Here is a 25324-nt window from a genome sequence, read left to right as displayed (position 1 = left end):
CCCGGAATGCCAAGAATGGCGCCATCGTGCGCCTCGCCGCAGCCATCGGCCAACGAAATATCTGGATGGCATACATTCACCAGAACGATGACTACCCCTGCGACAACCGGTCGCAGCCACGCCGTGCACAGCCCTGAACGGGTAACATGGGCGCCTGTCTCCGCTGTGAAGCCGCATGGGCCCGTCCGACCGCCACGATCGTCTCCGCCGCTGGCAGGCCGCGTCCCTGCTTGCCGCCGCCCCGATCGCCAGCCTGTCAGCCACTGATGCTGCGGCGGCTGCGCCGCTGCAGTCGCCGCCGGGCCAGCAGCGCATCGCCCCGGCTGCACTGGTCGAGCGCCTGCACCAGCGCGTGCTGTCCGGGCAGAGCGCCACCGCCACGCTGGAACACTGGTGCGCCGAGCACGGCCTGGCCGAACAGGCGCGGGTGCGCGCCGTGCGCATACACGGCCAGGACAAGCCGGCCCCCGCCGACGTTCTGCAGTCGCTGGGCGCGACGCCGGGTACCGAACTGCGCTATCGCCGCGTACAGTTGGTCTGCGGCAGCCGCGTGCTGTCCGAGGCCGACAACTGGTACCTGCCCGGCCACCTCAGCCCGGCCATGAACCAGGTGCTGGACAGCACCGACGAGCCGTTCGGTCGCGTGGTCGGCCCGCTCGGTTTCCAGCGCCAGACCCTGGCTGACCAGACGTTCTGGCCGCCGCGGGGCGAAGGCGATCACGGCGTGATCCTCGAGGTGCGTGCCTTGTTGCGCGACCGCCAGCAGCAGCCTTTCAGCTACGTCATCGAGTCATACCTGCAGCAGGCGCTGCCGTAACGCGCAGTGGGTCCCGGGCATGTCCCGCCGCTACCGACCCGTGATGGCGTTGGCGGCCGGGTCCACCGAGAACACGAAACGCCCACCGTGCTGGTCCCTGCCCCACGTCATCGGTGCCGTGGTCAGGCTGTAGGCCGGACTCGCCTTGTCCATGCCGATCGCCTCGGACCAGGCGCTGAAATCCTCATCGGTGCGGCTGCGGATCTCGCCGACACACAGGCTGTAGCCACAGGCAAAAGACACCAGCGTGCCGTCGCTGCCGATGAGCCGGGTCGCAGCCGTCCTGTAGAGCCGGGTCAGGTCCTGCACTTCCGGGTGGCCCGCCGCATCCTGCTCGAACTGGCTGATCGCCTGCGCAAAGGCGTTGTCCGAGCCCAGGATCACGTCGCTCTTTTCCGCCGACAGTGCTCCTTCAGTCAACAGCAAGCGCTCGCCCTCAAGGAAGTGTCCCTCCAGATCCGCAGGCCCTTGCCCGGCCGTCGCACGCGTCGATGCCGTTGGCACGCGCGCTGATCCAGCATCGGTCACTGCGTTGGAAAGAGACGGCACGGGCGCGGCGCTGGCCGCCTCCGCAGCATCGTCCACACTGGCCGCCTGCTTGCTGCTGCAACCGGCAATGGCCAGCACGGCAATCACACTCCACACTCTGGCATCCATGCGCATCATCCTCCGGGTATCGCCACAGCATGCCACGCGCGCAGCGGCAGCACCGGTGCACTGCACAAAGAAAAGCCCGGCAATGCCGGGCCTTTCGTTCGCCTGCCGGATCAACGGAACCGGTAATCCAGCTGCACCCAGTACTGGCGGCCGTACGGGTCGTAATTGCCGACCGGGTAGAACGGCCAGCCGCCTCCGTTCTTGTCCGCCGGCGGGCGGCTGTCGCGCAGGTTGTTGACGATCACGCCCACCGACAGGTTCTCGCCGAACTGGCGGAACACGCTGGCGTTGTACGTCATATACGGCGCGATGCGGCCACTGCCATCTGTCTTCGGCAGCGAGCCGAAGCGGTTGCCGTACAGCGTGGTGGTCCAGTCACCCTGGTTCCAGGTGATGCTGCCGTTGGCCTTGCTGCGCCACTGGTAGTCATCCAGCGAATTGCGGATGTCACGCTCCGGATCATCGGAGAACTGCCGGTATTTGTGCTCCAGCACCACCGTGTAGGCCAGGCGCGTGGTGAAGCGGCCATAACGGCCGGCATCGAAACGCCAGTTGCCCTTCAGGTCCAGGCCACGAACCGATTCGGAGGCGGCGTTGATCGGATTGATCAGCACACGGGTCACCTGGTCCGGCTGCACGGTTGCGTTGGACGGGTTGCGGATCACCCGAGACAGCGCGTCCTGGCACAGCGGTGAACCGATATCGCGCGCTTCGCCGCCCAGCGTGCGGCCCAGGCGGCAATCGGCCTCGTCACGCAGGATGCGGCTGGTATCGAGGCTGGTCACCTCGTTGTCGATGCGGATGTCGTAGTAGTCGGCACTGAAATCCAGGCCAGACAGCGGCGACCAGACCACGCCGAAGCCATAGGACTTGGCCGATTCCGGCTGCAGCTGCGCATTGGCGCGGTTGCTGTAGTCGATCGACAGGCCGTTGTAGTCACAGTTGTCGTACGACTGGCCTGCGGTGCGGCAGCGCCAGTAGTCGGTCATGCCCGGGTTGTAACCGCGCGTCTCCGTCGCGAACACATAGTTCATGTCCGGCGCCCGGAAACTGGTCGCCGCCGTACCACGGATCAGCAGGCTCTCGATCGGACGGAACTCGACGCCAACGCTCCAGGTCGCCTTGCCGATGTGCTCGCCACCCGCACGGTACTGGTCGTAACGGCCGGCCAGCGTGGTGGTCAGCGACTGCAGCAGCGGCAACTGCAGCTCCACACCTGCGGCGTAGCGGTCACGCTCGCCACCGGCGCCGACGCCTGCACTGGTGTTCCAGAACTCGCCGGTTCCCAGGCGCGGGTCCGGGCGGTTGCGGTAGCCCTGGCTGCCGGCTTCGACCACCGCTGCCAATGCAGCGTCGCCACCGGGCAGCGCGAACAGGCGGCCGTTGACGCTGGCGCTGAAGGTCTGCAGCCATGCCGCATTGCGGCTTTCCTGGTAGTCGGACAGGCCCTCGTATTCGTTTGGGGTCAACGGCTTGAACAGGCGTGCCGGGTCCGGCGCATAGACCTCAACGCCATTGCGTACGCCCAGCTTCGGACCCAGCAGGTATTCGTTGATGCCGGCCAGCAGCACCGGGCGGCGGGTGCGGTTCTCGTAACGCGAGCGGCTGTAGACCGCCTCATAGTCCCAGCCACTGTCACCGATCTGACCACGTGCGCCGACGTTGAACGACCACGAGTTTTCCAGGAAGCGGTTGGCATTGCGCGGCAGGCCGCCGATTTCCTCCGGCGCGAAGCGGCGGTACCAGCTTTCCAGATTGCCGGTGGTCTGGTTGTAGAAGTAGTTGCGCGCCGAGGTCCAGGTCGGCGCACGCGTGTTGTTGTAGATGCGCGCGCTGCCCACGGCGACGTCAGCGAACAGGTCGGTGGTCTCGTTGACGTGGAAGGTCAACAGACCGTAGCCGTTGAGGTTGCGCTTCTGGGTCTGCACGGTCCAGTAGCTGGCGGCGGCCTCGTTGCTGCCGCAGTACCAGCCCTGGCGCGGGTTGTTGGCGCGGAACACGCTGCCGCCATAGATCTCCGACGCTGCGTCGCAGCCGCTGACGCCCGGATCGATGTTGCGGCCGGTGGCAGCATTGCGGCGATAGGCGATCGCGGTCGCCTGCGGCGCCTTGCCGGCCGGGTCATCATCCAGCGAATCCATGAAGTCGCGCTGGCGCGCATGGATCGCCTTGCGCACATCGAACTCGAGGCCGAACAGCGCATCCCAACGCTCGCCGGAACTGCCACCGACCACCTGCGCGCGCTGGTTGTCGCCACCGCCCTGCTGGGTGCCGCCGGCGCGCACGTTCACGTCCACACCCTCAAAACGGTCCTTGAGGATGATGTTGACCACGCCGGCGATGGCATCGGAGCCGTACACCGCCGACGCACCGGCCGCCAGCACCTCGATGCGCTCGATCAGCGCACTGGGGATGTTGGCCAGGTTGACCACGTTCACCGAGCCCTCGTAGGCCAGCGGGTAGTCGGCCTGGCGGCGGCCGTTGACCAGCACCAGCGTGCGGTTCGGGCCCAGCCCGCGCAGGTTGATGGTGTTGGCGGCCGGGGTGAAGGTATTGCCGAAGTCCTCGCCCTGCACGTTGCCGGTGTTCTCGGTCAGCGCGCTCAGCGCATCGAAGGCATTGCGGTAGCCCTGTGCATCGATCTGCTCCCGGCTGATCACCGTCACCGGCGAGGGCCCCTCCACACTGGCGCGCGGAATACGCGAGCCGGTGACCTTCACTTCCTGCAATGTGGTGGGTGCGCTTTCCTGCGCGAAGGCCGGCAGTGAGACCAGCATCAGGGACGACAGTGCGAGCACCAGCGGACGCGGGCGCAGCGCCTTGTGGGAGGCGGACATGGGCTTCCTGGGGAGTTTGGCGGGTGGTGGTACGGGACAGCGGCCTGTGCGGCACATAACGATCCCGTAACGAAAGTGTCCTGAATGGGGGGGGGCAACGGAAATGACCAGGCCTGATGGCCTTATGCCTGAACCGAATCAGACCCGCAGTGCCATTCGCCACACTTTTGCAATGTTTTGAATGGTGTGGCGCTGCGGGCACGGCCATCGTGCCGGGGATGATGACTCCGTATCCCACCTCCCTCCTTCCCCCGTTGCGCCCGGTACTGCGCCGTCACCTGCTGCAGCTGCAGGCCGCACCGGTCACCCTGCGCCCCTTCCAGCGTACCGACCTGCCGCGCTGGCGCCTGTTCGATGACCGCCGCCGGCGCGGCCGCCGTCACCCCGGCGACATCGACGAGGAGGCACGCTTTCTCGCCCACATGCATCGCTCGCGTCTGGAGCAGGACAACGACCAGCTGCTGCTGGGGGTGTTCGACGACGAACACGGCACGGTGCTGGATCAGCTGCACATTCGCCTGCAGTCGCTGCATGCGCGCAGCGCCGAGTTGCTGTCGCTGCAACACTGGCACCCGCATACCGACGCGGCGCTGCGGGCGCTGTGCCCGTTCCTGTTCGAGGATGTCGGCCTGCATCGCCTGTTCGTGATGCTGCCACCGGACTGCAATGACCCGTTCGCCACTGCGCTGCACGCCTTCGGCTTCGAGCAGGAAGGCCTGCTGCGCGACCATCATCTGGACCTGGAGGGCTGGCAGGATCGCCAGCTGCTGGCGCTGACCGCACCGGTCTGGCGAAGCCGCCAGCAGCCCCAGGGTTAGCGGACCCGCTCCAGCGACGCGCCTGCGCCGGTCAACACCGAGCAGGCGTGGTCCTGCAGCTCTTCAGCGCTGGCCTCGTTGCCGGTGCCGGCGTCCACACGGGTCGCCAGCAGAATGAAGCCCGGGCCGCCCTGCACCTCGTCCCGGCCGGCCACGACCAGGCTCCACTGGCCCACGTCGTCCACGCCAGCGAGGTCATAGGCCAACAGATTGAGCGGATTGGCGGTCAGTTCCGCGCCCGGCAGCAGGCGGGCCTGGTACTGATGGCCGCGCAGCAGCACCGGCAACGGTGCCCAGCGGCTGCCGAGGGCGGCAGCATGCGTGTCCAGCGCCTGCAGCACGTCGGCACGCAGGCAATCCACATGGATATGCAGCTGGTGCTGTGACCGGCCGTGCGGCGAGTTCAAGGCCAGGCTGGCGACGTTGCGCGGCAGCGGTTGCCGCAAGGCCTGTTCGGTGTGGCTGCGCGCCTGCCAGGCTGCAGCGAAGTAGTTCGGTGCACCACGCTGGTACAGGCGGCGGTTCTCGATACCGCTGACCTTGTCCAGCGGCATCAGCAGGAACTGGTAGTCGCCGTGCGCGTCCTTGACCAGCACATCGCGGCGATCCGCGGCCGTCTCCACGCGCAGGCAGTCGCCGCGTGGACCTTCGGCGCCCTGGCAGTCACGTTCGATCAATCGCCATAACGCGTCGGAATGGGCCGGCGGCGGCGGCGCGCTGGCGCAGGCGGACAACAGCAGCAGGGACGGCAGCAGGGACGGCAGCAGGAAGGGGCGCAAGGACACGGAAACGACTCACGGAGCAGGCACGGCAGACAGCGCCGCGCTGCATTCTAGCCAGTGCGAAGCTGCAATCAGTAGGTGCCGAACGGCACTTCAACCACGATCGGTGCCTCGCCCTCACCCGCCTGCAGGCTGTAGCGATCCAGCGCGCCGTCGTCATCGGCGTGCGGCTGACGCTGGAAATGCAGCGGATAGCGAATGTCCCCCAGGCGGACGGCGCTGCCGTCGGCCTCCAGCGCGGCACCTTCGGGAATCAGCAGCCCGCCCAGGTCGCTGTAGGCGCCAGGCACATCGGCGAAGCTGTAGTCGGCCAGCTCGTCCACCCGCTGCATCGCATAGACGTGCGGCACATAGGGACGTGCCGGGCTGCGGCCATTGCTCAGGTCGGTCACCCAGGCCTGCGGCAGGTGGTACTGCTCGCGCAGCGCGGCCACGCCCAGCGAGGGGCTGGCCACCTGCAGGCAGCACACCGCGCGCTTGCCCTCACGATCGAGGATGGCGAATCGGTCACCGCGGGTGGCCGCCTGCGGCAGCATGGCAAACGCCAGATTGCGCTGCGCAGGCGCGTAGCCCGCTTCAGTCTGCAGGTTGCGCCAGGCGCCGAATACCGGGGATTCGACCGGCACGGGTTCCGGATCGGCAGCGCAGGCGGCAAACGCCACGCCCAGCAACGACAACGCCAGCGCCGTCATCGTCTTGTCCTTGCCGCGGAAACTGCCTGCCGTCATACCCTATCCAACATCTGCGCCGGAAAGGCCCGGCCTGCCCGCTGGCGTACTGCCAGCCATTCCTCCCACTATGCAATGACCACGCTGTGCCGGCAATGACCGGGGCGCTGACGCCTTTCGCACGCTCGGTGCTATCGTTCCCGCCATCTTCCCCTGCGCAGGAGCGCTCGCATGTCCGCATTCCGTCTGTCCCTGTTGCTGCCGGCCTCTGCCCTGCTGCTGTCGGCCTGCGTCAGCACCCCTGGCCCGGAAGTCAAAGGCAGCGGCCGTTGTGACGCCAGCCAGCTGGGCTGGGCGATCGGCCAGCCGGCCAATGAGCCCAACATCCGCCGCCTGTCCCGCGAGAGTGGTGCCGGCCTGGTCAACCCGATCGGCCCCAGCACCATCACCACCAAGGACATCCGCCAGGACCGCCTGCGCGTGTTCGTGGACAAGGACAACGTCATCACCGCCACCCGCTGCGAGTAAGCGCCGCCTCAGTTTTTGTAGAGCCGAGCCCACGCTCGGCTGCTCTGCGGCCGGGCCACGCGAGAACCCGAGTCGAGCATGGCTCGACTCTACACTTCAGGGTTCGGTATAGCCGGCGCAGTCCGGCAGCGCCTGGTCCGGGTGGAACATGCCCTCGCGGAAGTGGAACAACCGCGTATAGGTGCACGCCGGATCCTGCTCGGTGCGCAGGTCATTCTTCTTCAGCGGCCCCTTGGCCAGCGAATCCTCGAAGCGCGAAACACCGGCCGGGAACCGGGTCGCCACGGTCTGGTAGCGCAGCACGGGCATGCCCTGCCCTGCTGGATCCAGCGCCAGCTTCGCCGAAAAGCTGTATTCGTCGTGGCAGGCGCCTGCACGCTGCTTGCTGTCCTGCTCGCTGAAACAGGCGCGGATCATCGCATTGCCCAGCCATGGCACGGTCAGCACGTCGTCGTCCACCTGGATGTCGTCCTGCAGGTGGCGCACGCGTGCCAACTGCAGCGTGGACGCATCGGCACCGCCACCGGAGTACATGGTGCTGAACGTGACGATGCCGCCCACCAGCACATTCTGGCGGGTGCGCTGCTGCGGGTCGGTCACTGTTTCATCGCTGCCCATGCCCGGGGCCAGGCGCACGATCCACGGCCACAGCGACAGCTCGCTTTCCCGCGGCACGTCGATGCTGACGTGGTAGGTGTGCGGCTTGCCTTGGCCCGGCCCCTTCTCAAGCACTTCAAGCAGGGTGGGCCGGTCCCCCTCCTCGGCCACCGGCTGCACGCGCACGCACCAGTTGCTGTCCCGCGTGCAGTCATAAAGCCCCGACGGTCCAGTCTCACTCGCGATCAGTACCTGTCCCAGCGGCTCCATCACGTTGCCGGCGGCATCGCGCTGCTGCGGCAGGATCGCGCTCTGGGCCAGCGCCAGCAGCGGGATCGCCAGCAATGCAGTGCACAGGGTGGCGCGGGCGGCAGCGGTGGGCATGGACGACTCCTGCGGTTGGGCCTCCGATGGTAACTGCTGCCCGGGCGGCGTCGAGCCCTGCTCGACTGCTTCTCACCACAAACACCAGCCAAGCGCCGGCTCGGCTCTACATCATCCGCAGTCGCAGCCACCCCACCCCTTGGCCTTCGAGGTCTGGCCGATACCGGGATTGAACGTATTGCTCGGATCCAGCTGCTTGTAGAACCCGGCCAGCGCCGGCTTGGCCGGGTACAGGTGGCCGACGTTGTGCTCAGCCGGATACTCGGCGCCGCGCTGGTCCAGCAGTGCCCACATCGCGTGCTCGATCTCCATCGGGTCTTCGCCCTTGCGCGCGATGTAGTCCTGGTGGAACACGTGGCACAGGAAGTGTCCGTAATACAGCTTGTGCAGCAGGCGGCCGTCGATATCGGCCGGCAACTGCTCGAACCAGTCGGCATCATCTCGGCGCAGGGCAATGTCCAGCGCCACGATGTCCTGCACCTGGTCACGACGCACTTCGCGGTAGCGCACCGCGGCACCGGCCACGGCGAAGCGATGCAGGAACGCCTTGCGCCCCTCCTCCGCCGTGCAGTGGAAATAGCCACCTTCGTGGCCAGTGAAGAAGTCGCGCAGCCAGGCCTCGGTTTCTGCTGCGTCCTGCGCGGAGACCTTCAGCAACAGATGATGCTCATAACGCTGGCGGAACTCGCCCATGCGCTTGGGCAGGTGCGAAGGCAGCAGGTCCGTCAGCACCTGCATCACACGGTCGGTCACGCCGCGCAGGCCCAATCGCTCGAACCAGCCATCGACACGGCTCTTCAACGCGAACGCGGCGGGCACGCGGGAAGTGCCAAGGCGGTCGATCAGCAGGAAGCTGTCCTTGCCGTAGCGTTCGCCGATGTCATAGGCATCACGGTGGATGTACTCACCAGCAATCGGCAGCCGCTCGAAGCCGGTCAGCAGCTGGCGACGGATCGCGGTCAGGCTGTCGGTGCGGTTGCTACCGATGTAGAAGACCTCGGCGGCCTCCTTCTCGAAGGTGTCCAGGCGCACCGCGAACACCGCCAGCTTGCCGGCCGAACCCGCGGCTTCGTAGTGGCGGCTGGGATCGGCGTTGAAACGTGCCGGGGTATCGGCATCGACCTTGCGTACTTCCTCGGCATAGCGTGGATCGGAAGCCGCACGGCCGTCGCCATTGCCGACATCCGCCGCGCTGTAGTCGCCCACCTGCAGGCGCTGCAGGATCTGCTCGGGCGTATCACCCAGCGCGATGCCCAGATGATTGACCAGCTGCAACCGGCCCTGCGCGTCGACCTGCGCGTACAGTGCCAGTTCGGTATAGGCCGGGCCACGGCGCACCAGCGCGCCGCCGGAGTTGTTGCAGATGCCGCCCAGCACCGACGCACCGATGCAGGACGAGCCGATCACCGAATGTGGTTCGCGGCCGAGCGGTGCCAGCGTCTGCTCCAGCCGGTCCAGCGTGGCGCCGGGCAGGCACAACACCTGGCGGCCTTCGTTCAACAGCTGGATACCGGTCAGGCGCAGCGTGCTGACCAGCACGATCGGCCTCCCGTAGTCGTTGCCATCCGGGGTCGAGCCACCGGTCAGGCCGGTATTGGCCGCCTGCAGGATGATCGCCGCCCCACCCTGCACCGCTGCCTGCAGCACGCGCCACAGTTCCAGCAGCGTACCCGGGCGCACTACGGCCAGCACCGGGCCGTCGCCGAAACGATAGCCACGGCGGAAGCGGCGCGTGGCCTTGTCGCCGGTCAGTACATGGCGGTTGCCGACCGCGTCGCGCAACTGCGCCAGCACGGCATCGTGGCCACTCATGGCAGGCTGACCAGCGAATCGCGGCCGATGTCGGCGATGCGGCGCGCGCCGGTCAGTGTCATCGCCACGCGCATTTCCTTGGCGATCAGGTCCAGCAGGTTGGCCACGCCGGCCTCGCCCTGGGCGGCGAGCGCATAGACGAAGGCACGGCCCAGCAGCACGGTGTCGGCGCCCAATGCCAGCATGCGCACCACGTCCAGGCCGGTGCGGATGCCCGAATCGGCGAGGATCTTCAGATCACCCTGCACGGCATCGGCAATCGCCGGCAGTGCGCGCGCGGTGGACAGCACGCCGTCCAGCTGGCGGCCACCGTGGTTGGAGACCACGATGCCATCGGCACCGAACTTCACCGCGTCACGCGCATCATCCGGGTCGAGGATGCCCTTGATCACCATCGGCCCCTTCCAGAACTCGCGGATCCACTCCAGGTCCTTCCACGAAATGGACGGATCGAAGTTGCTGCCCAGCCAGCCGATGTAGTCCTCCAGCCCGGTCGGGTTGCCGCGGTAGGTGGAAATGTTGCCCAGATCATGCGGGCGGCCGAACAGGCCCACGTCCCACGCCCAGTGCGGATGGGTGATGGCCTGGCCGATGCGGCGCAGCGAGGCGTTCGGGCCGCTCATGCCGGAGTGTGCATCGCGGTAGCGCGCACCCGGCACCGGCATGTCCACGGTGAACACCAGCGTGGTCACGCCCGCGGCCTGTGCCCGCTCCAGCGCATTGCGCATGAAGCCGCGGTCGCGCAGCACATACAGCTGGAACCACATCGGCCGCTGGATGGCCGGTGCCACTTCCTCGATCGGGCACACCGATACGGTGGACAGGGTGAACGGGATGCCGCGGCTGTCGGCCGCGCGCGCCGCCTGTACCTCACCGCGCCGGGCATACATGCCGGTCAGGCCGACCGGCGCCAGCGCCACCGGCATTGCCAGCTTTTCGCCGAACAGCTCGGTTTCCAGGCTCAGGTCGGACATGTTGCGCAGGATGCGCTGGCGCAGCGCGATGTCGGACAGGTCGGAAACGTTGCGCTTCAGCGTGTGCTCGGCATACGCGCCGCCATCGATGTAGTGGAACAGGAACGGCGGCAGCCGGCGTTGCGCTGCGGCACGGTAATCGGTGGAGGCGGAGATGATCATGGGGTCAACCGTGTGGGGAAGGTAGACGCGAGGCCCGCGCACGCCGGGCTTCGTTGTCATCGAGGGTGCGCAGCGTGGTGTGCACGAACTCGAGGTGGGCATGCGCGGCGGCGCGCGCGCGTTCGGGGTCGCCTGCCAGCACCGCGTCCATCATCTCGCGGTGCTGGTCGGACAGCGGCGAGAAGGTCCTCGCCGAGGTGTAGAGCTTTTCACGGCTCTGCGAGATGTTGGTCTGCAGCAGCTCGAACAGGCCGCGCATCACCTGCAGCAGCACCAGGTTGTGCGAGGCCTCGGCGATGGACAGATGAAAAGCCGCGTCGGCCTCCGCTTCGCCGGTGGGGTCGTCCTTGCCGTGCGCGTCCATCATGGTCTGGAAGGCCTGCGCGATGCGCGTGCGGTCCTCGTCGGTAGCGCGCAATGCGGCATGCCAGGCGGTGGCACCTTCCAGCGCGTGGCGGATCTCCAGCACGTCGAAGCGGTATTCCGGGTCGCCCTGGAACAGCGGCAGGTACGGCGCCAGCGGTTCATCCAGCGCCTGCCGCGCGCGCGCCGCAGGTTCGGCTACATAGGTGCCGCCACCGACGCGTGCGGTCAGCAGGCCCTGGCTGGCCAGCTGCGCGATGGCTTCGCGCAACGCCGTGCGCGAGACCCCCAGCTGCACCGCCAGGGTGCGCTCGGCCGGCAGCCGGTCACCGGGCTGCAGCTGTTGTTCATGCACCAGGCCGCGCAACTGTGCGGCCACCTTGTCGGAAATGCGTTGCGTGCTCATGGCGCCATTGTGGCCCGAAGCGCGCAGCGGGTGGTCGGCCAACCGTGCATGGCTCAGGGAATCATCCAGGTCAGCCAGTAGGCCTGGGCCAGGGTGATCAGGCCGACCATCGTGGTGAAGATCAGGCTGTGCTTGACCGTGAAACGGAACAGGTCCGATTCCTTGCCGGCCAGGCCGACCGCTGCGCAGGCAATGGCGATCGACTGCGGCGAGATCATCTTGCCGGTGACACCGCCAGTGGTGTTGGCCGCCACCAGCAGCACGTCGGACACGCCGATCTGCTGCGCGGTGGTTGCCTGCAGGGCCGAGAACAGCGCATTGGACGAGGTATCCGAACCGGTCAGGAACACGCCCAGCCAGCCCAGGAACGGCGAGAAGAACGGAAACGCGTCGCCGGTGTGCGCCAATGCCAGCGCCAGCGTCGCCGACAGGCCCGAATAGTTGGCGATGAAGGCGAAGGCGAGCACCATGCCGATCGAGTAGATCGGCATGCGCAGCTCGCGCACGGTTTCGCCGAAGGTGCGCAGCGCCGAACGGACCGGCATGCGCAGCGCGATGATCGCGATCACCGCAGCGAGGATGATCGAGGTACCGGTGGCCGAGAACCAGTCGAACTTGTAGACGGCTTCGTAGCTCAACGGTGCATCCACGATCGGCGGCATCTTCTGTACCATCTGGTCCAGGCCCGGCACCGGGATCTTGAGCACCCAGCTTTCCAGCGGGCCACCCGCCGCGAACAGCGACTTGAACGGCTTGATGCTCCACAGCGTGACCATCGCGGTGAGGATCAGGAACGGCGACCACGCCTTGGCGATCTGGCCAACGCTGTAGCGGGGCGTTTCCAGTGCCTGTGCGGCCGCCTCGGCGCTGGTTTCGGTATCGAAGCGGAAGATCCGCACCGGCTTCCAGCGACGCAGGAACAGGGTCAGGCACACCAGCGACGCCAGCGACGCGGTGATGTCCGGCAGTTCCGGGCCGATGAAATTGGAGGTGAGGTACTGTGCGATAGCGAACGAGCCACCCGCGACCAGCACCGCCGGCCAGGTTTCCTTGATGCCACGCCAGCCATCCATGATGGCCATGATCCAGAACAGCACGATGATGGTCAGGAACGGCAGCTGGCGGCCGGCCATCTGGCCGATCTCGAATGCATCCAGGCCGGTGACCTGCCCGGCCACGATGATCGGAATGCCCATCGCGCCGAACGCCACTGGCGCGGTATTGACGATCAGGCACAGGCCGGCGGCATACAGCGGCTTGAAGCCCAGCCCGACCAGCAGCGCGGCGGTGATCGCCACCGGCGCACCGAACCCGGCCGCGCCTTCCAGGAAGGCACCGAAGGCGAAGCCGACCATCAGCATCTGCAACCGCTGGTCTTCGGTAACCGACAGGATCGAGGCGCGGATGATGTCGAACTGGCCGGTCTTGACCGAGACCTTGTACAGGAACACCGCGCCGATGATGATCCAGGCGATCGGCCACAGGCCATAGACGAAGCCGAAGCCGGCCGCGCCCAGCGCCTGGCTCAGCGGCATGCCGTAGAACAGCAGGGCCACGCCGAGTGCGATGGCCACGGTGATCGTGCCGGCCAGCCAGCCCTTCATGCGCAGCACGGCCAGGGCAATGAAGAAGAACGCGATCGGCAGCAGCGCGATCAGGCTGGACAACCACAGGTTGCCGGCGGGGTCGTACAGGTGTTGCCAGGGCTGCATGAAGACTCTCGACTGGATGCGGAAGGTGCCCCACCGCAGGCGGTGGGTCGCCGTGACTGTCGAACATTGGTCGTACCAATAAAGATTTCGATCAGACCACTTGCAGCGGATTTAACCGCCACTCCGACGAAGAGCCTATTAGACCATAGCGCTAGATGTCATATTGGTCCGACCATTCAGGCCGCCATGGTAATGCCGGCCGCTGGCCGGCAACTCGAGATTCCTTACGAGATCCGTTTCTCCAACCGCCGCATCACCGCCAGCACCAGCACGCACAGCACGCTGACGCCGATCGCAATCACGTATTTACCGATGCCCACGGCGATGCCAATGGCCGCCGCCATGATCAGTGAGCTTGCGGTAGTCAATCCGCTGACCTGGTCTTCGCGTGAGCCGCGCAGGATGGTGCCAGCGGCAACGAAGCCAACACAGGCCACCACCGCTTCGATCAGACGGACCGGGTCGACCTGCAGCAGGTCGCGATAGCGCTCCTGCTGGAAATGCTCAGCCACCGAGTCGCCGAGGCCGACAATCAGTGCGGCGGCACCGGCGATCAGCATGTGCGTGCGCAGGCCCGCCGCGTGCTTGCCCATCTCGCGCTCGACGCCGAGCACGCCGCCGAACAACATGGCTGCGGCCACGCGCAGCAGGATCGAGACATCCTGGGTGAGTTCCATGGGAGAGGCTCCGGGATTTTCCCGGAGCGTCGCGCGGCAGCCGTGGCACAACGGTGAAGGCCGCACCACAGCCCGTTCACCCGGCAGCGCCGGGCCCTGCCCGGCATCACCGTCGCCTGCGATTACCGCATCATTGCGCCAGATAGCCACCATCGATGGCGTAGTACGCGCCGGTCGCGAACGAGGCATCGTCGCTGGCCAGCCAGGCCACCAGCGCCGCAACTTCCTCGGCCGTGCCCAGCCGCTTCAATGCATGGCGGCCTTCCAGCGTGGCGCGCACCTTCGGGTCCATCTTCTCCAACAGCGGTGTGCTGATGAAGCCCGGGCCGACCGCGTTGACACGGATGCCGTCGGCCGCATGTTCCCAGGCGGCGGTCTGGGTCAGCCCAACCACGCCGTGCTTGGCCGCCACGTACGCAGTGGAACCGGCATAGCCCACCTGGCCCAGGATCGAGGCCATGTTGATGATGCTGCCGCCGGTTCCAGCGGCTCGCATCGCCTGGATCTGCGCACGCTGGCACAGGAACACGCTGGTGAGGTTGACGTCGATAACCCGCTGCCAGCCATCGACCGGATAGTCACCGCTGCTGGCAGCCGGCCCGCCGATACCGGCGTTGTTGACCGCCACATGCAGGCCGTCGAGTTCCTTGATCGTGCGCTGCACTGCCGCCTCCACCGCAGCGTCGTCGGTGACGTCCAGCGCGATGCCGATGGCCTGTGCACCCGCATCCCGCAACTGCGCCACGGTGGCATCGACCGCATCCTGCTTCAGATCCCAGACCGAGATCCGCGCGCCGGACGCCGCCAGGGTCTGCGCCACGGCCAAGCCGATACCGGACACGCCGCCGGTCACGATCGCGGTCTTGCCGGTGAGCTGGTAGTCAATCATCTGCGTTCTCCATCAGTGGGGGTATCGAAGTGGCCTGCAACAGCCAACCGCCCCACCCTACGCGTGCGCCCGTGATGGCCTGGCTGACATCGCGTCCATGGCGGATCGTTCCAGCCATGAAACCTCAACTCAAGTTGATGTATGGAATTGCGTACGGTTATGCATGCAAAACGCTGGCGTATGTTCGGCGGCATTTTCACTTTGGCCGTAATCGTCAATCGTTTTGACCATATTTAAATCAAAAGCGCGCGAATCGAGGCGACAATGGGAAACGTTTCCATTTTCTCCGACACATTCAATTCAACCTGGTGTTCCCCCCACCCTCCAGAGTGCCCATGCCACTGCTTCCCAGCATGTCTCACGGGTAACGACCGGATCTGCATCTGTGTTGCAGAGTGCGTGGGCGAGGTAATGCCAGCGTCCACCTCCAAAGCACGTGCCGAGCGATGTCCCGATATTTCACTTTTGCTGATTACCGCCGCTTCGGCCACCGCCATGGCTTCGATTACCGCACCGACCCGGAACACCTGCGCGACGACCAGTGGGCCGGCCATGGCGAGGTCAACGAGCAGTTCCTGCGCGGCGGCATGAGCCTGATCGCCTCCGACGTCCATAATCGCTTTCCTTATGTGGCGACCGCCCATCAGAGTCCCGGCCTGGCCATCCGCGTGATGCTGCAGGGCCAGGTCGATGTGCGCATTCCGCGACGCGCTGGTTTCACCCTGCGCGCTGGCACGGCAATGACCGCGCACCACCGCGAACAGGTCGAGATGACGGGTGCGCATCCCGGCGAAACGCGCATGCGCGGCGTCAGCGTGATGGTGCCCGGCCAGATCGACCCGGACCTGTTCCATCTGCCGCAGCTGGAAACCGCGCTCAACACGCACCTGGAATGCCGCCACTGGGCCATTCCGCATACCCTGCTGCCAGTGCTGGGCCAGCTGTTCGACAGCCCATGGGAGGACGGCATCGACGCCTTGTGGCGCGAAGGCGTCGCACTGCAGCTGCTGGCCGTTGGCCTGAAGGCCGAGGATCTGCAGACCGACCATGTACGAACGCTGCGCGCGGGCCAGCGCGAGCGGCTGGAGCGTGTGCGCGCCTACCTGCACGACGATCCCAGCCATGCCCACAGTCTGATCGAACTGGCCCAGTTGGCCTGCATGAGCCCGAGCTCGCTGCGCCGTCATTTCGCCCAGCAGTACGGCTGCTCGGTATTCGACTACCTGCACGAGCAGCGCATGCGCCACGCCGAACAGGGACTGCGCGAAGACGGATGGACAGTTGAGCAGGCCGCCGCCGCCAGTGGTTACCGCCACCCCAGCAACTTCGCCGCTGCATTCCGCAAACGTTTCGGCCTGGTACCCAGCCGCTGGCGCACGGGCCCCTCGAAGGTGGGCTGAAGGCTGGTGCCCTGATAGGTGTCGACCTTGGTCGACACGCTCCCGTGCCATCGCGGAGGCCGGCCAGCGGCCGGCACCATCAACGCCGCCGGGCATGGCCCGGCGCTACCGACACCGCACATCCCCGGGTAGCGCCGGGCCATGCCCGGCGTCACCCTGGCCGCTTCAATACACCGGCAGATCGATGTAGCTCGCCTGTGCCGCGCTGTGCCAGACCCGCTGCGTGGCCTTCTGGTAATCGCCCGGCTTGGCCAGGTAGATGTTCGGCACGTAGGTCTGCGGGTTGCGATCGTACAGCGGGAACAGGCTGGACTGCACCTGCACCATCACCCGGTGCCCCTTCTGGAAGGTGTGGTTGGCGTTGGGCAGATCGAAGCGGTACGGCAGTACTTCGTTGGCCGCCAGCGGCTTCGGATCACTGAAGCTCTCGCGGTAGCGGCCACGGAAGATCGCCAGCGACACCGGCAACTCATAGCCCCCCATCTCCGGCGTGGACGCTTCCTGGTCCGGATACACATCGATCAACTTCACCACCCAGTCGCTGTCGGTGCCACTGGTCGAGGCCTGCAGATGCACCACCGGTGCGCCGCCGATGCGCAGCGGCGCGGCCAGCGGTTCGGTGATGAAGGTCAGCACGTCCGGGCGACCATCGACGAAGCGCTGGTCCTTGACCAGCCAGGTGGTCCACATGTCGCGGTCACCGAAACGTACCGGGCGCGGCACGAACGGCACCGGCTTGGCCGGATCGGACACATACTCCTCGAAGTCGCCCTCGCCCGCCGCCGGCGCCTGGAACGCCAGCTTGCCGCCGGCGCGCAGGAACAGCGGCTTGCTGCTGGCGGCACAGCCCTTGTCGCAGCTGCGCGGCCAACCCTTCAGGCGATCCCAGTGGTTCTCACCGGTGTTGTAGATCAGCACCGGCGGCGTGTCCGCCTTCGGCGCACCGTCCACCAGGTACTGGTCGAAGAACGGCTTGAGTACATCACGGCGGAACTGCAGCGCGGTATCGCCATCGAACTTCAGCGCGCCCAGTTCGCTGCCGCTGTAGTTCACCTGGCTGTGCCGCCACGGCCCCATCACCAGGTAATTGCGGTTGTTGCCGCTGTCGCGCCCTTCCATGGCCTGGTAGGCATGGTTGGCACCCCACATGTCCTCCTGGTCCCACAGGCCCTGCAGCCACATGGTCGGCACCTTCAGCGGTGTTTTCGCCATCACCGCATCCAGCGCCTGGCCCTGCCAGAACCCGTCATAGGCCGGATGCTCAACCAGCTTCTTCCACCAGGTCAGCTGGTCCACACCGGTGAAGCGCGCGTAGTCGCCGGCCGAACCGATGCGCAGGAAGGTGCTGTAGTCGTCGTAGCCGAGGCTGGGCAGCGGCGTGCCCTTGCCGCGCTTCTCGGTCTGCATCGCGAAATAGTTGAAGTTGACCTGGCGGAACGCACCGTAGTTGAGCCAGTCGTCGCCCATCCAGCCATCGACCATCGGGCTCTGCGGCGCAGCCACCTTCAGTGCCGGATGCGGGTCGGTCAGCGCCATCACCACGGTGAAGCCCTCGTACGACGAGCCGAGCATGCCGACCTTGCCATTGCTCTCCGGTACGTTCTTCACCAGCCAGTCGATGGTGTCCCAGGCATCGGTGGAGTGGTCCACCTTGGTGTTGTTCAACGGCCCGCGCAGCGGCCGGGTCATCACGTAATCGCCTTCGGAGCCGTACTTGCCGCGGATGTCCTGGAACACGCGGATGTAACCGCCGTCGACGAACACCTCGTCGCCCTGCGGTAGCAGGTCGCGCATGCGTGGCGAATCACTGCGGCTGGCGCGGCCAGCGGCATCGTAAGGTGTGCGGGTCAGCAGGATCGGCGCGTTGCGGGCGCCCTTGGGCACCACGATCACCGTATACAGCTTGGTGCCGTCACGCATCGGCACCATCACCACGCGCTTGTCGTAGTCACGACCGACATCGGGGGCAACGAAGGGCTTGCCGCTGATGTCCGGGGTCATCGGCGGGGTATCGGCGGCCAGCACGGTGCTGGACAGGCAAAGGGCAATGGCTACAGCGACGGCACGCACACGCATGGACAACCCCTCCCGGCAGGAAAGCCTCAAGCCTACTCCTGCCCCGAGCCGTGAAGTGTGTGCGGGCTTTGCATTCTGCGGTGGATGCAGGCAGGACTGATGGCACATGTGCTGCCCGACGGGCACGCGTCCATCTGGCCGTTGTAGAGCCGAGCCCACGCTCGGCTGGGGCCACCGCAACCTCCCCGAAGAGCAGCCGAGCCTGGGCTCGGCTCTACAACATCAGGCTGCCGTTACTTCATGCAACGCCAGCCAACGCCAACGGCCGTCTTCCTGCCGCAGCACGGCCAGTGCTTCACGCCAGGCCATCCCACCTTCAGCAACGCCCTGCCCTTCACGGTAGCGCAGCATCACCAACGGTGCCGGCACCGCAATGAACTGCAGGGCATCGATTTCGATACGCAAGCCCGGGCGGGCACCATGGCCGCCAGCGAACATGCCGGCCAGGGCTTCGCGGTCCAGGCGCTGCCCGGCAATACCGACCATGCTGAAGTCGGTGCAGAAATGATCCATCAGCGCATCCAGCGTACTGGCGGCTGCTTCCGCACGGAACCAAGCCTGCAGCTTGGCGATCAGATCATGGAACTCGTTCTCTGCGGTCATCGTCATTGCATTGTCTCGGGTTGGGAAAGAGAGATCGATTGCGGCCGGCGCAGCAATACCATCGGCAGCAGAGTCAGTAGGGCGGCCAGCCCCAGCGCCACGCGCGTGGCGTTTGCCGGCAGCCATTGCATGGCCAATGCCAGCAGCAGCGCAATGGCGGCGGTACCGAGGCAGAAGCTGAGCTGACGGTTGAGGTTCCAGAGGGCACTGGCATCGCCCAGCGCTTCACCCTCCACGCCATGGAAGGCCAGCGTCTGCGCCGTGCTGCTGCACAGGCTGCCGCCCGCCCCCATCAGCGCGAACAACAGCGCGGCCAACGCGAAGGCCGGCTGCGGCAGCAGCGCCATCAACAGCATGCCGCTGGCCTGCAGCAGCATGCCCGTACGCAGCACCGTGGCCGGGCCGAAGCGAGCCAGCAGGCGCTTGCTGGCCGTGATCGCAGTGGCCGAGGCCAGCGCCCACGGCAGCATCAGCGCGCCGATGCGTGCCGCGCTGTAACCGGCCTGGTGGAGCTGCAGGGTACTGACCAGCTGGCTGCCGATGAATACACCGGGTACGGCCAGATAGATCAGCATCGCCAGCCGCAGCCCACGATGCGACAGCAACGACCAGCGCAGGAGGGGCTGCGCCTGCCGACGCGCATGCCGCAGGTGGGCCACCGCCAGCAGCAGTGCGACCAGCAACAACACGGCACCTGCGCCGCGGTGTCCGGACTCACCCAGCCAGGTCAGCGCCAGCAGCAGCGCGCCCAGCGCCAGCATCGCGGTGGACAGCGCATAGGTCTGCAGCCGCGGCGCACTGCGCACGCCATCGGCCGGCATCCATGCCAGCACAAGCGCGATCGCCACCACCGCCAAGGGCAGGCTGGCCCAGAGCACGCCGCGCCAGGCCAACCACTGCACCAACAACCCGCCCAACGCGGGCGCCAGTGCCGGTACCAGCAACGCCACCAGCAGGATGCGCCGGGTCAGTGCACCTCGCTGATCCGCCGTGCATTGCCGGTACGCCGCGGCCTGCGCGACCGGAATCAGCAGGCCACCGGCCAGCCCCTGCAGCAGGCGCCAGCCGAGCAGCCAGCCGATACCCGGCGCTGCGCCAGCCAGCACAGCGGCAACCGCGAACAACAGCAACGCCACCAGCAGCAAGCGACGCTCGCCGCAGCGCGCAGCCAGCCAGGGCGCCAACGGAATCACCACGCTCAGGCCCAGCATGTAGGCGGTGCCGACCCAGGCCAGGGTGCTGATATCAGCGTGCAGTTCCGCCGCCAAGGCCGGATAGGCCACCGTGGCGATGAACATGTTGACCAGATCCAGGGCGAACACCAGCAGGAAGATCGCCTCATGGCGCAGGCGGGGGGACGGCATCGGCGGCGCTCCAGCAGAGAAGCGGCCAGCATGCCGTGCGGGCCTTGTTGGAAAAACACGACGACAGCTGCAACACTGTCAAATCTGTTTTGACAATAGACCGCCATGGTCAGCCTCGATCGCTTCGATATCTTCCGCGCCGTGGTCGAGGCCGGCAGCCTGACCGCCGCCGCCGATCGCCTCGGCCTCAGCCGCGCGGTGGTCAGCTTCAACCTGAAGCGGCTGGAACAGGAGCTGGGCGTGACCCTGCTGCTGCGCAGTACCCGGCACCTGGCCCTGACCGAGGCTGGCGAGCAGTTCCTGCAGCACTGCGTGCAGGCGCTGGACGCCGCCCAGGCGGCGATCGATGCCGCGCGCCGCGACCAGCACCAGCTGCAGGGCGTACTGCGCCTGACCACCACGCCGGAGTACGCCCAGCTCCGCTTGATTCCTGCGTTGGAGGCGTTCCGTGCGCGGCACCCGGCCCTGCAGCTGCACCTGTCGACCTCACCGGCACCGGCCGACCTGATTCCCGAACGCTTCGACCTGGCGATCCGCCTCGGCCGCCTGCCGGACTCTGGGCTGCATGCCAGCGAACTGGAACGGCATCCACTGTGCGCGGTAGCGGCTCCGTCCCTGTTGGCACGCCTGCCCTCTGCCGATGCTGCCGATGACCCCGTGCAGCTGGGTTCCCTGCCCCGCCTGGGCTACCCGCGTCTGGCCGACGTGCCGGTGGTGGCGCCGGATGGCAGCGACGCCCTGTTCGCCACCAACCCCGGCAACGCGGTGGTGCGCGTGGATGGCGCCAGCAGCCTGCGCGCCTTCGCCGTGGCCGGTGCCGGCGTCACCGTGCTGCCGCGCTGGCTGATCGAGGACGATCTGGCCCAGGGTCGGCTGCGACCGGTACTGTGCCAGCACCGCTTCCCGCAGCAGAGCGTGTACGCGGTCTACCCGCACAGCACGCAGCCCTCGCCAAAGGTACGGCAGCTGATTGATTTCCTGCGCGGGTGGTTTGGCAGCGCGCCTGTGTGACTTCCGCGCTCGCCGGGCATGGCCCGGCGCTACCCGATCACCACAGCCCTGGTAGCGCCGGGCCACGCCCGGCGAGCGCAGCGGTACCCCACAAACAAACACGGCCCCTTCCGGGGCCGTGTCTTCAAGGCATCAGCGCAGCACCTGCTCCACCAGCTGCACGTCCACCGTCTGCAGCGGCTCGGCGGCATTGCGCGACAGCTGCACCTGGTAGGTGCCGCCGTCGATCTTCCACTGGCGGGCCTGCGCATCGTAGTGCGCCAGCGTCTTCGGCTCGGCTTCGATGCGGATGCGGCGCTGTTCGCCCGGCTGCAGGGTCACCTTGTCATAGCCGATCAGGCGGATCGGCGTGGTGCTGCCGGCCGGCAGCTTCAGGTACAGCTGGGCCACGTCGGCACCGGCGCGCTTGCCGGTGTTGCGAATGTCCACGCTGGCGACCAGGCGCGAGCCTTCCACACTCACCTTGAGGTTTTCATAGGCGAACGAGGTGTAGGACAGGCCATGACCGAACGCGAAGGTGGGCTTCAGGCCCTTGGCCGCCATCCACTTGTAACCGACGTTGGCACCTTCGATATCGAAATCGAACACATCACCGAACGGCTTGGCCGGCTTGAAGCCGAGGCCGTCGATGTGCGGGCGCGGCAGCTGCGATTCGTCCACCACCCAGGTCACCGGCAGGCGGCCGGACGGATTGACCTGGCCGGTCAACAGCGCGGCAATGCCTTCGCCACCGCGGATGCCCGGGTACCAGGCCTGCAGCATCGCCGGCACCTGCGCCAGCCATGGCGTGCGCACCGGCCCATTGGTTTCCAGCACCAGCACCGTCTTCGGGTTGGCCTTGGCCACCGCCGAGATCAGCGCGTCCTGGTTGTCCGGCAACTGCATGTCCGGCAGATCCACCGATTCGGCGGCCCACTGGGTGGCGAACACGATGGCGACGTCGGCCTGCGCGGCAGCCCTGGCCGCGGCGGCGGCGTTGGTGCCGTCCACGTACTCGATGGTCGCGTCCGGACGCGCTGCGCGCAGCGATTCCAGCGGCGAGGACGGGTGGAAGATCACCGGGCCCGGCCAGGTGGTCGGCAGCACGCCCGGCACCGCATTGGTGCCCTTGGCGGTCACGCCCACCATCGACGAACCACCGCCACCGATCACGCCCTTGTCGGCGTGGCCACCGATGATGACGATGCGCTTCACCGTGTCGGCCAGCGGCAGCAGGTTGCCTTCATTGCGCAGCAGCACGCTGCCCTCTTCCACCGTGCGCTGGGCGACGGCGAAGCCGGCCTCGGCATCGACCTTCTGGTGCTGCGGCGGGTTGTCGAAGTTGCCATGCAGGAACATCGTGCGCAGGATGCGCGCGACCATGTCATTCAGGCGCGCCTGCGGCACCACGCCGCCATGCACGGCCAGGCGCAGCGGCTCATCGAAGAACACCGCCGCGTCGAACACTTCGCCGGCCGACTGCTGGTCCAGGCCGGCCAGCGCCGCCTTCGAACCGCTGTGCACGCCACCCCAGTCGGACATCACGAAACCGGGGAACTTCCATTCCTGCTTCAGCACCTGGTTCATCAGGTAGCCGTTCTCGCAGCCGTAGGTGCCGTTGATCTTGTTGTACGAGCACATCGCCACGCCCGGGCGGCCGGCTTCCAGCGCGATCTCGAAGGCCAGGAGGTCCGACTCGTGCATGGCCTGTTCGCCAATGCGCACGTCGTGGAAGTTGCGGCGGGTCTCCATGTCGTTCAGCGCGAAGTGCTTCATCGAGGAGATCACGTGCTGGCTCTGCACGCCCTGGATCAGCGCGCCGACCATCGAACCGGCCAGCAGCGGATCTTCACCGGCATATTCGAAGTTGCGGCCATTGCGCGGATCACGCTGCAGGTTGACGCTGCCCGACAGCAGGATGTTGAAGCGCTGCTGCCATGCCTCGCGGCCCATGATCGCGCCACCCGCGAAGGCGACCTGCCGGTTCCAGCTCGATGCGGTGGATGGGCCCGATGGCATCGCCGTGGCGAAATCACCGGGGCGGATGCCGCCCGGATTGGTCACGCCGACGCCGGCATCGGCCGACTGCTGCGACGGAATGCCCAGGCGCGGCACTGCCGGCACGAAGCCGGCCGAACCGACCGCGCCTTCCGGCAACGGGCCACCGTCCTTGCCCAGCCCGAAGTAGCTGTGCAGCATCTGGAACTTCTCATCCTCGGTCATCGCCTTCAGCAGCAGCGCAGCGCGCGCATCGGCGTTGAGGGTGGTGTCCATCCACGGCCTGTCGCCATGTTTGTCGGCGGCATAGGCCAGGGTCAGCAGGGTGGCGCGCAGGGTGTTGCCTTCCAGCTTGAACGGCGCACTGCTGGCGGCCTGGAAACCATCGCTGAAATAGCTGGCATCGGCTTCCAGGGCGACACGCGCCGGATCGAAGCCTGCGGCCTTGGCCGATTCACCGGCCACCGCACCGAGCAGCACCGCCGGTGCACCCAGCCGCGAACGGGTGACCAGCGCTGGCAGCTGCGCGGCACCTGCACCGGCATCGGTGTAGACCGCCACCGTGTGGCGGCCATCGTCCAGGCGCAGGTAGCTCAGGCCCGGCTGGTCCGGGCCGGATTCAGCGGCGATCGGCAGCCGGGTCAGCACGGCCTGGCCGCGCTGGATCTGGCCATCGTCCCTGCCGGCGGCGATGAAGCGGTACTCGTAGCCCAGGCCATCGGCCAGCACCTGCAGCGGATCGACCTGGCCGATGCCGCGCTGCACCTGGCGCACGCTCACCGCGTCCACCTGCAGGGTCTTCAGCTGGGCGGCCAGGGCCGGCATCGTCTCGGCGGTCGGGGCCTGTTCCAGGGTCAGCACGGTGAACGCGGCGGGGTCAGCCCAGGCCGGGGCGGCCAGTGCGACAGACAGGGCCAGGGACAGTGCAAGCGGCTTTGTAAACGTTTTCATCGGCAGGCGTAATTCCGTTGCCAAGGCAATCGGTCCAGGGAAAGTGCCGCCGAAGGGTGCAGCGTTCATGCCGCGCAGGAATTGCCAGGCAACCTCCCGCAGGCCGAAGGACGGGCCGGTCTGCGCCTGGGACCCTCCTCCCGGCGTGACAACCTGCCTGTCCGGGCCGCGCAGGGCGACCCAATCCTGTGAAGATTGTGCGAGGGCGTTCACACCTGTCAACAGGACCTAAGTCACAGAGGCAACCCGGCCAGCGGTTATCAGGCCATCACCGGCGGTCATCAGCAGGCCGCGTGGGGCTGCCGATAATGAGGTGTCACCGGCCCTGGACCCCGCCCATGAACATACACCGCGACTTCGATCATCTCTGGCGTGACCGCTGTGATACCTCCACCCAGCGCAGCCCACGCGTGCTGATCCGGGTATTCGTTGCCCCTGGCGAACTGGAGCGCAGCGTGGCGTTCTACGAGCAGTTGCAGGGTGTGGTGGCCGATGCGGGCTTCCCGTTTCCCGATGCCGGCCTACGCCTGGCGATGGTCGGTGCATTCCTGCTGATCGAAGGTTGCGATGAGGCGCTGGCGCCATTCACTTCGACCACGGGGACGCTGCTGGTCGATGACGTTCGGCCCTATCACGACAAACTGGTCGCGGCCGGTGCCGAGATCATCTTCCCGCTGCAGGTGGTGCCGACCGGGGCGGCGTTCAATGCGGTGCATCCCGATGGCACGGTGGTCGAGTACGTGCATCACCGGCCGGATCCGCACGGGCGGTGAGAGTGCGCGCGACCGGGCTGCGCCCGGCACCCGCAGAGGCAACGGCCAATGCAACAGCAGAAGCAAAAGCTGGGTTCCTGTGGGGT

General features: G+C 66.9%; 21 protein-coding genes. 6 read left to right on the top strand and 15 right to left on the bottom strand.

The features are described 5' to 3' along the window. Positions 1-175: 175 nt before the first annotated feature. On the top strand, positions 176-817 hold the full coding sequence (locus AC5QAH_RS03670) for a hypothetical protein (RefSeq protein WP_043401982.1): 642 nt from the start codon (positions 176-178) through the stop codon (positions 815-817). A gap of 30 nt (positions 818-847) precedes the next feature. Here AC5QAH_RS03670 and AC5QAH_RS03665 read toward each other — a convergent pair whose 3' ends face one another. Together AC5QAH_RS03665 and AC5QAH_RS03660 are read right to left on the bottom strand one after the other, a co-directional pair. After that, positions 848-1474, bottom strand: coding sequence for a hypothetical protein (locus AC5QAH_RS03665; protein ID WP_049409234.1), 627 nt, complete (start codon positions 1472-1474; stop codon positions 848-850). A 110-nt stretch (positions 1475-1584) separates the two neighbouring features. Further along, a complete protein-coding gene (locus tag AC5QAH_RS03660; protein ID WP_495232096.1) occupies positions 1585-4311 on the bottom strand; it encodes a TonB-dependent receptor plug domain-containing protein in 2727 nt (908 codons plus the stop codon). Positions 4312-4529: 218 nt separating this feature from the next. On the opposite strand from AC5QAH_RS03660, the gene AC5QAH_RS03655 reads away from it, so the two are divergent. Beyond that, positions 4530-5129: a GNAT family N-acetyltransferase gene (locus AC5QAH_RS03655; protein WP_019337893.1), complete on the top strand. Its 600-nt coding sequence runs from the start codon at positions 4530-4532 to the stop codon at positions 5127-5129. On the opposite strand, the gene AC5QAH_RS03650 is transcribed toward AC5QAH_RS03655, so the two are convergent. Next, positions 5126-5914: a CDP-diacylglycerol diphosphatase gene (locus tag AC5QAH_RS03650; protein ID WP_019337894.1), complete on the bottom strand. Its 789-nt coding sequence runs from the start codon at positions 5912-5914 to the stop codon at positions 5126-5128. The genes AC5QAH_RS03655 and AC5QAH_RS03650 overlap by 4 nt on opposite strands. A gap of 68 nt (positions 5915-5982) precedes the next feature. Beyond that, positions 5983-6639, bottom strand: a complete 657-nt coding sequence (locus AC5QAH_RS03645) for a hypothetical protein (protein WP_010485068.1) — start codon at positions 6637-6639, stop codon at positions 5983-5985. Between the two features lie 171 nt (positions 6640-6810). On the opposite strand from AC5QAH_RS03645, the gene AC5QAH_RS03640 reads away from it, so the two are divergent. Then, positions 6811-7107, top strand: coding sequence for an I78 family peptidase inhibitor (locus AC5QAH_RS03640; protein ID WP_010485066.1), 297 nt, complete (start codon positions 6811-6813; stop codon positions 7105-7107). 96 nt (positions 7108-7203) lie between these two features. Here AC5QAH_RS03640 and AC5QAH_RS03635 read toward each other — a convergent pair whose 3' ends face one another. From AC5QAH_RS03635 to AC5QAH_RS03605, 7 genes are all read right to left on the bottom strand, one after another. Next, the gene (locus tag AC5QAH_RS03635; RefSeq protein ID WP_495232095.1) at positions 7204-8088 is read right to left on the bottom strand and encodes a hypothetical protein; all 885 of its coding nucleotides are present in this window, start codon (positions 8086-8088) and stop codon (positions 7204-7206) included. Between the two features lie 111 nt (positions 8089-8199). Next, positions 8200-9900, bottom strand: a complete 1701-nt coding sequence (gene dld, locus AC5QAH_RS03630; RefSeq protein WP_071305377.1) for a D-lactate dehydrogenase — start codon at positions 9898-9900, stop codon at positions 8200-8202. After that, positions 9897-11036 (bottom strand): FMN-dependent L-lactate dehydrogenase LldD, encoded by a 1140-nt coding sequence (gene lldD / locus AC5QAH_RS03625; RefSeq protein ID WP_010485059.1) that lies wholly within the window; start codon positions 11034-11036, stop codon positions 9897-9899. The genes dld and lldD overlap by 4 nt, the downstream gene beginning before the upstream one ends. Positions 11037-11040: 4 nt before the next feature. Continuing rightward, positions 11041-11805, bottom strand: a complete 765-nt coding sequence (gene lldR / locus AC5QAH_RS03620; protein ID WP_029379987.1) for a transcriptional regulator LldR — start codon at positions 11803-11805, stop codon at positions 11041-11043. A 53-nt stretch (positions 11806-11858) separates the two neighbouring features. Then, on the bottom strand, positions 11859-13517 hold the full coding sequence (lldP, locus tag AC5QAH_RS03615; protein ID WP_100446029.1) for an L-lactate permease: 1659 nt from the start codon (positions 13515-13517) through the stop codon (positions 11859-11861). 224 nt (positions 13518-13741) lie between these two features. Then, positions 13742-14194 (bottom strand): MgtC/SapB family protein, encoded by a 453-nt coding sequence (locus tag AC5QAH_RS03610; RefSeq protein WP_005410036.1) that lies wholly within the window; start codon positions 14192-14194, stop codon positions 13742-13744. Positions 14195-14324: 130 nt separating this feature from the next. After that, positions 14325-15083 carry an SDR family NAD(P)-dependent oxidoreductase gene (locus AC5QAH_RS03605; RefSeq protein WP_440865913.1) on the bottom strand — a complete coding sequence of 253 codons (759 nt, stop codon included), beginning with the start codon at positions 15081-15083 and terminating at the stop codon, positions 14325-14327. A gap of 446 nt (positions 15084-15529) precedes the next feature. On the opposite strand from AC5QAH_RS03605, the gene AC5QAH_RS03600 reads away from it, so the two are divergent. Next, entirely contained in the window at positions 15530-16483 is a 954-nt protein-coding gene (locus AC5QAH_RS03600) for a helix-turn-helix transcriptional regulator (RefSeq protein WP_423161648.1), read from the top strand. A 165-nt stretch (positions 16484-16648) separates the two neighbouring features. On the opposite strand, the gene AC5QAH_RS03595 is transcribed toward AC5QAH_RS03600, so the two are convergent. From AC5QAH_RS03595 to AC5QAH_RS03585, 3 genes are all read right to left on the bottom strand, one after another. Further along, positions 16649-18559 carry a CocE/NonD family hydrolase gene (locus AC5QAH_RS03595; protein WP_019338311.1) on the bottom strand — a complete coding sequence of 637 codons (1911 nt, stop codon included), beginning with the start codon at positions 18557-18559 and terminating at the stop codon, positions 16649-16651. Between the two features lie 222 nt (positions 18560-18781). Continuing rightward, on the bottom strand, positions 18782-19168 hold the full coding sequence (locus AC5QAH_RS03590) for a DUF4440 domain-containing protein (RefSeq protein WP_010485044.1): 387 nt from the start codon (positions 19166-19168) through the stop codon (positions 18782-18784). After that, positions 19165-20526: an MFS transporter gene (locus AC5QAH_RS03585; protein WP_171954455.1), complete on the bottom strand. Its 1362-nt coding sequence runs from the start codon at positions 20524-20526 to the stop codon at positions 19165-19167. The genes AC5QAH_RS03590 and AC5QAH_RS03585 overlap by 4 nt, the downstream gene beginning before the upstream one ends. Before the next feature lie 105 nt (positions 20527-20631). Between AC5QAH_RS03585 and AC5QAH_RS03580 the strand changes: the two genes are divergently transcribed. After that, positions 20632-21537, top strand: a complete 906-nt coding sequence (locus AC5QAH_RS03580) for a LysR substrate-binding domain-containing protein (RefSeq protein WP_049452751.1) — start codon at positions 20632-20634, stop codon at positions 21535-21537. Between the two features lie 132 nt (positions 21538-21669). Here the strand turns inward: AC5QAH_RS03580 and AC5QAH_RS03575 are convergent, their stop codons facing one another. After that, complete coding sequence (locus AC5QAH_RS03575) at positions 21670-24465, bottom strand: glycoside hydrolase family 3 C-terminal domain-containing protein (RefSeq protein ID WP_100051361.1); 2796 nt, start codon at positions 24463-24465, stop codon at positions 21670-21672. A gap of 338 nt (positions 24466-24803) precedes the next feature. Here AC5QAH_RS03575 and AC5QAH_RS03570 point away from each other — a divergent pair, with 338 nt between their 5' ends. After that, positions 24804-25238 (top strand): VOC family protein, encoded by a 435-nt coding sequence (locus tag AC5QAH_RS03570; RefSeq protein WP_010485036.1) that lies wholly within the window; start codon positions 24804-24806, stop codon positions 25236-25238. Positions 25239-25324 lie beyond the last annotated feature (86 nt).

It is taken from the genome of Stenotrophomonas sp. YJH_SMC_43 (assembly GCF_059372535.1).
Note: the sequence above shows the minus strand (reverse complement) of the source record. Positions and strands in the feature narration are given on the sequence as shown.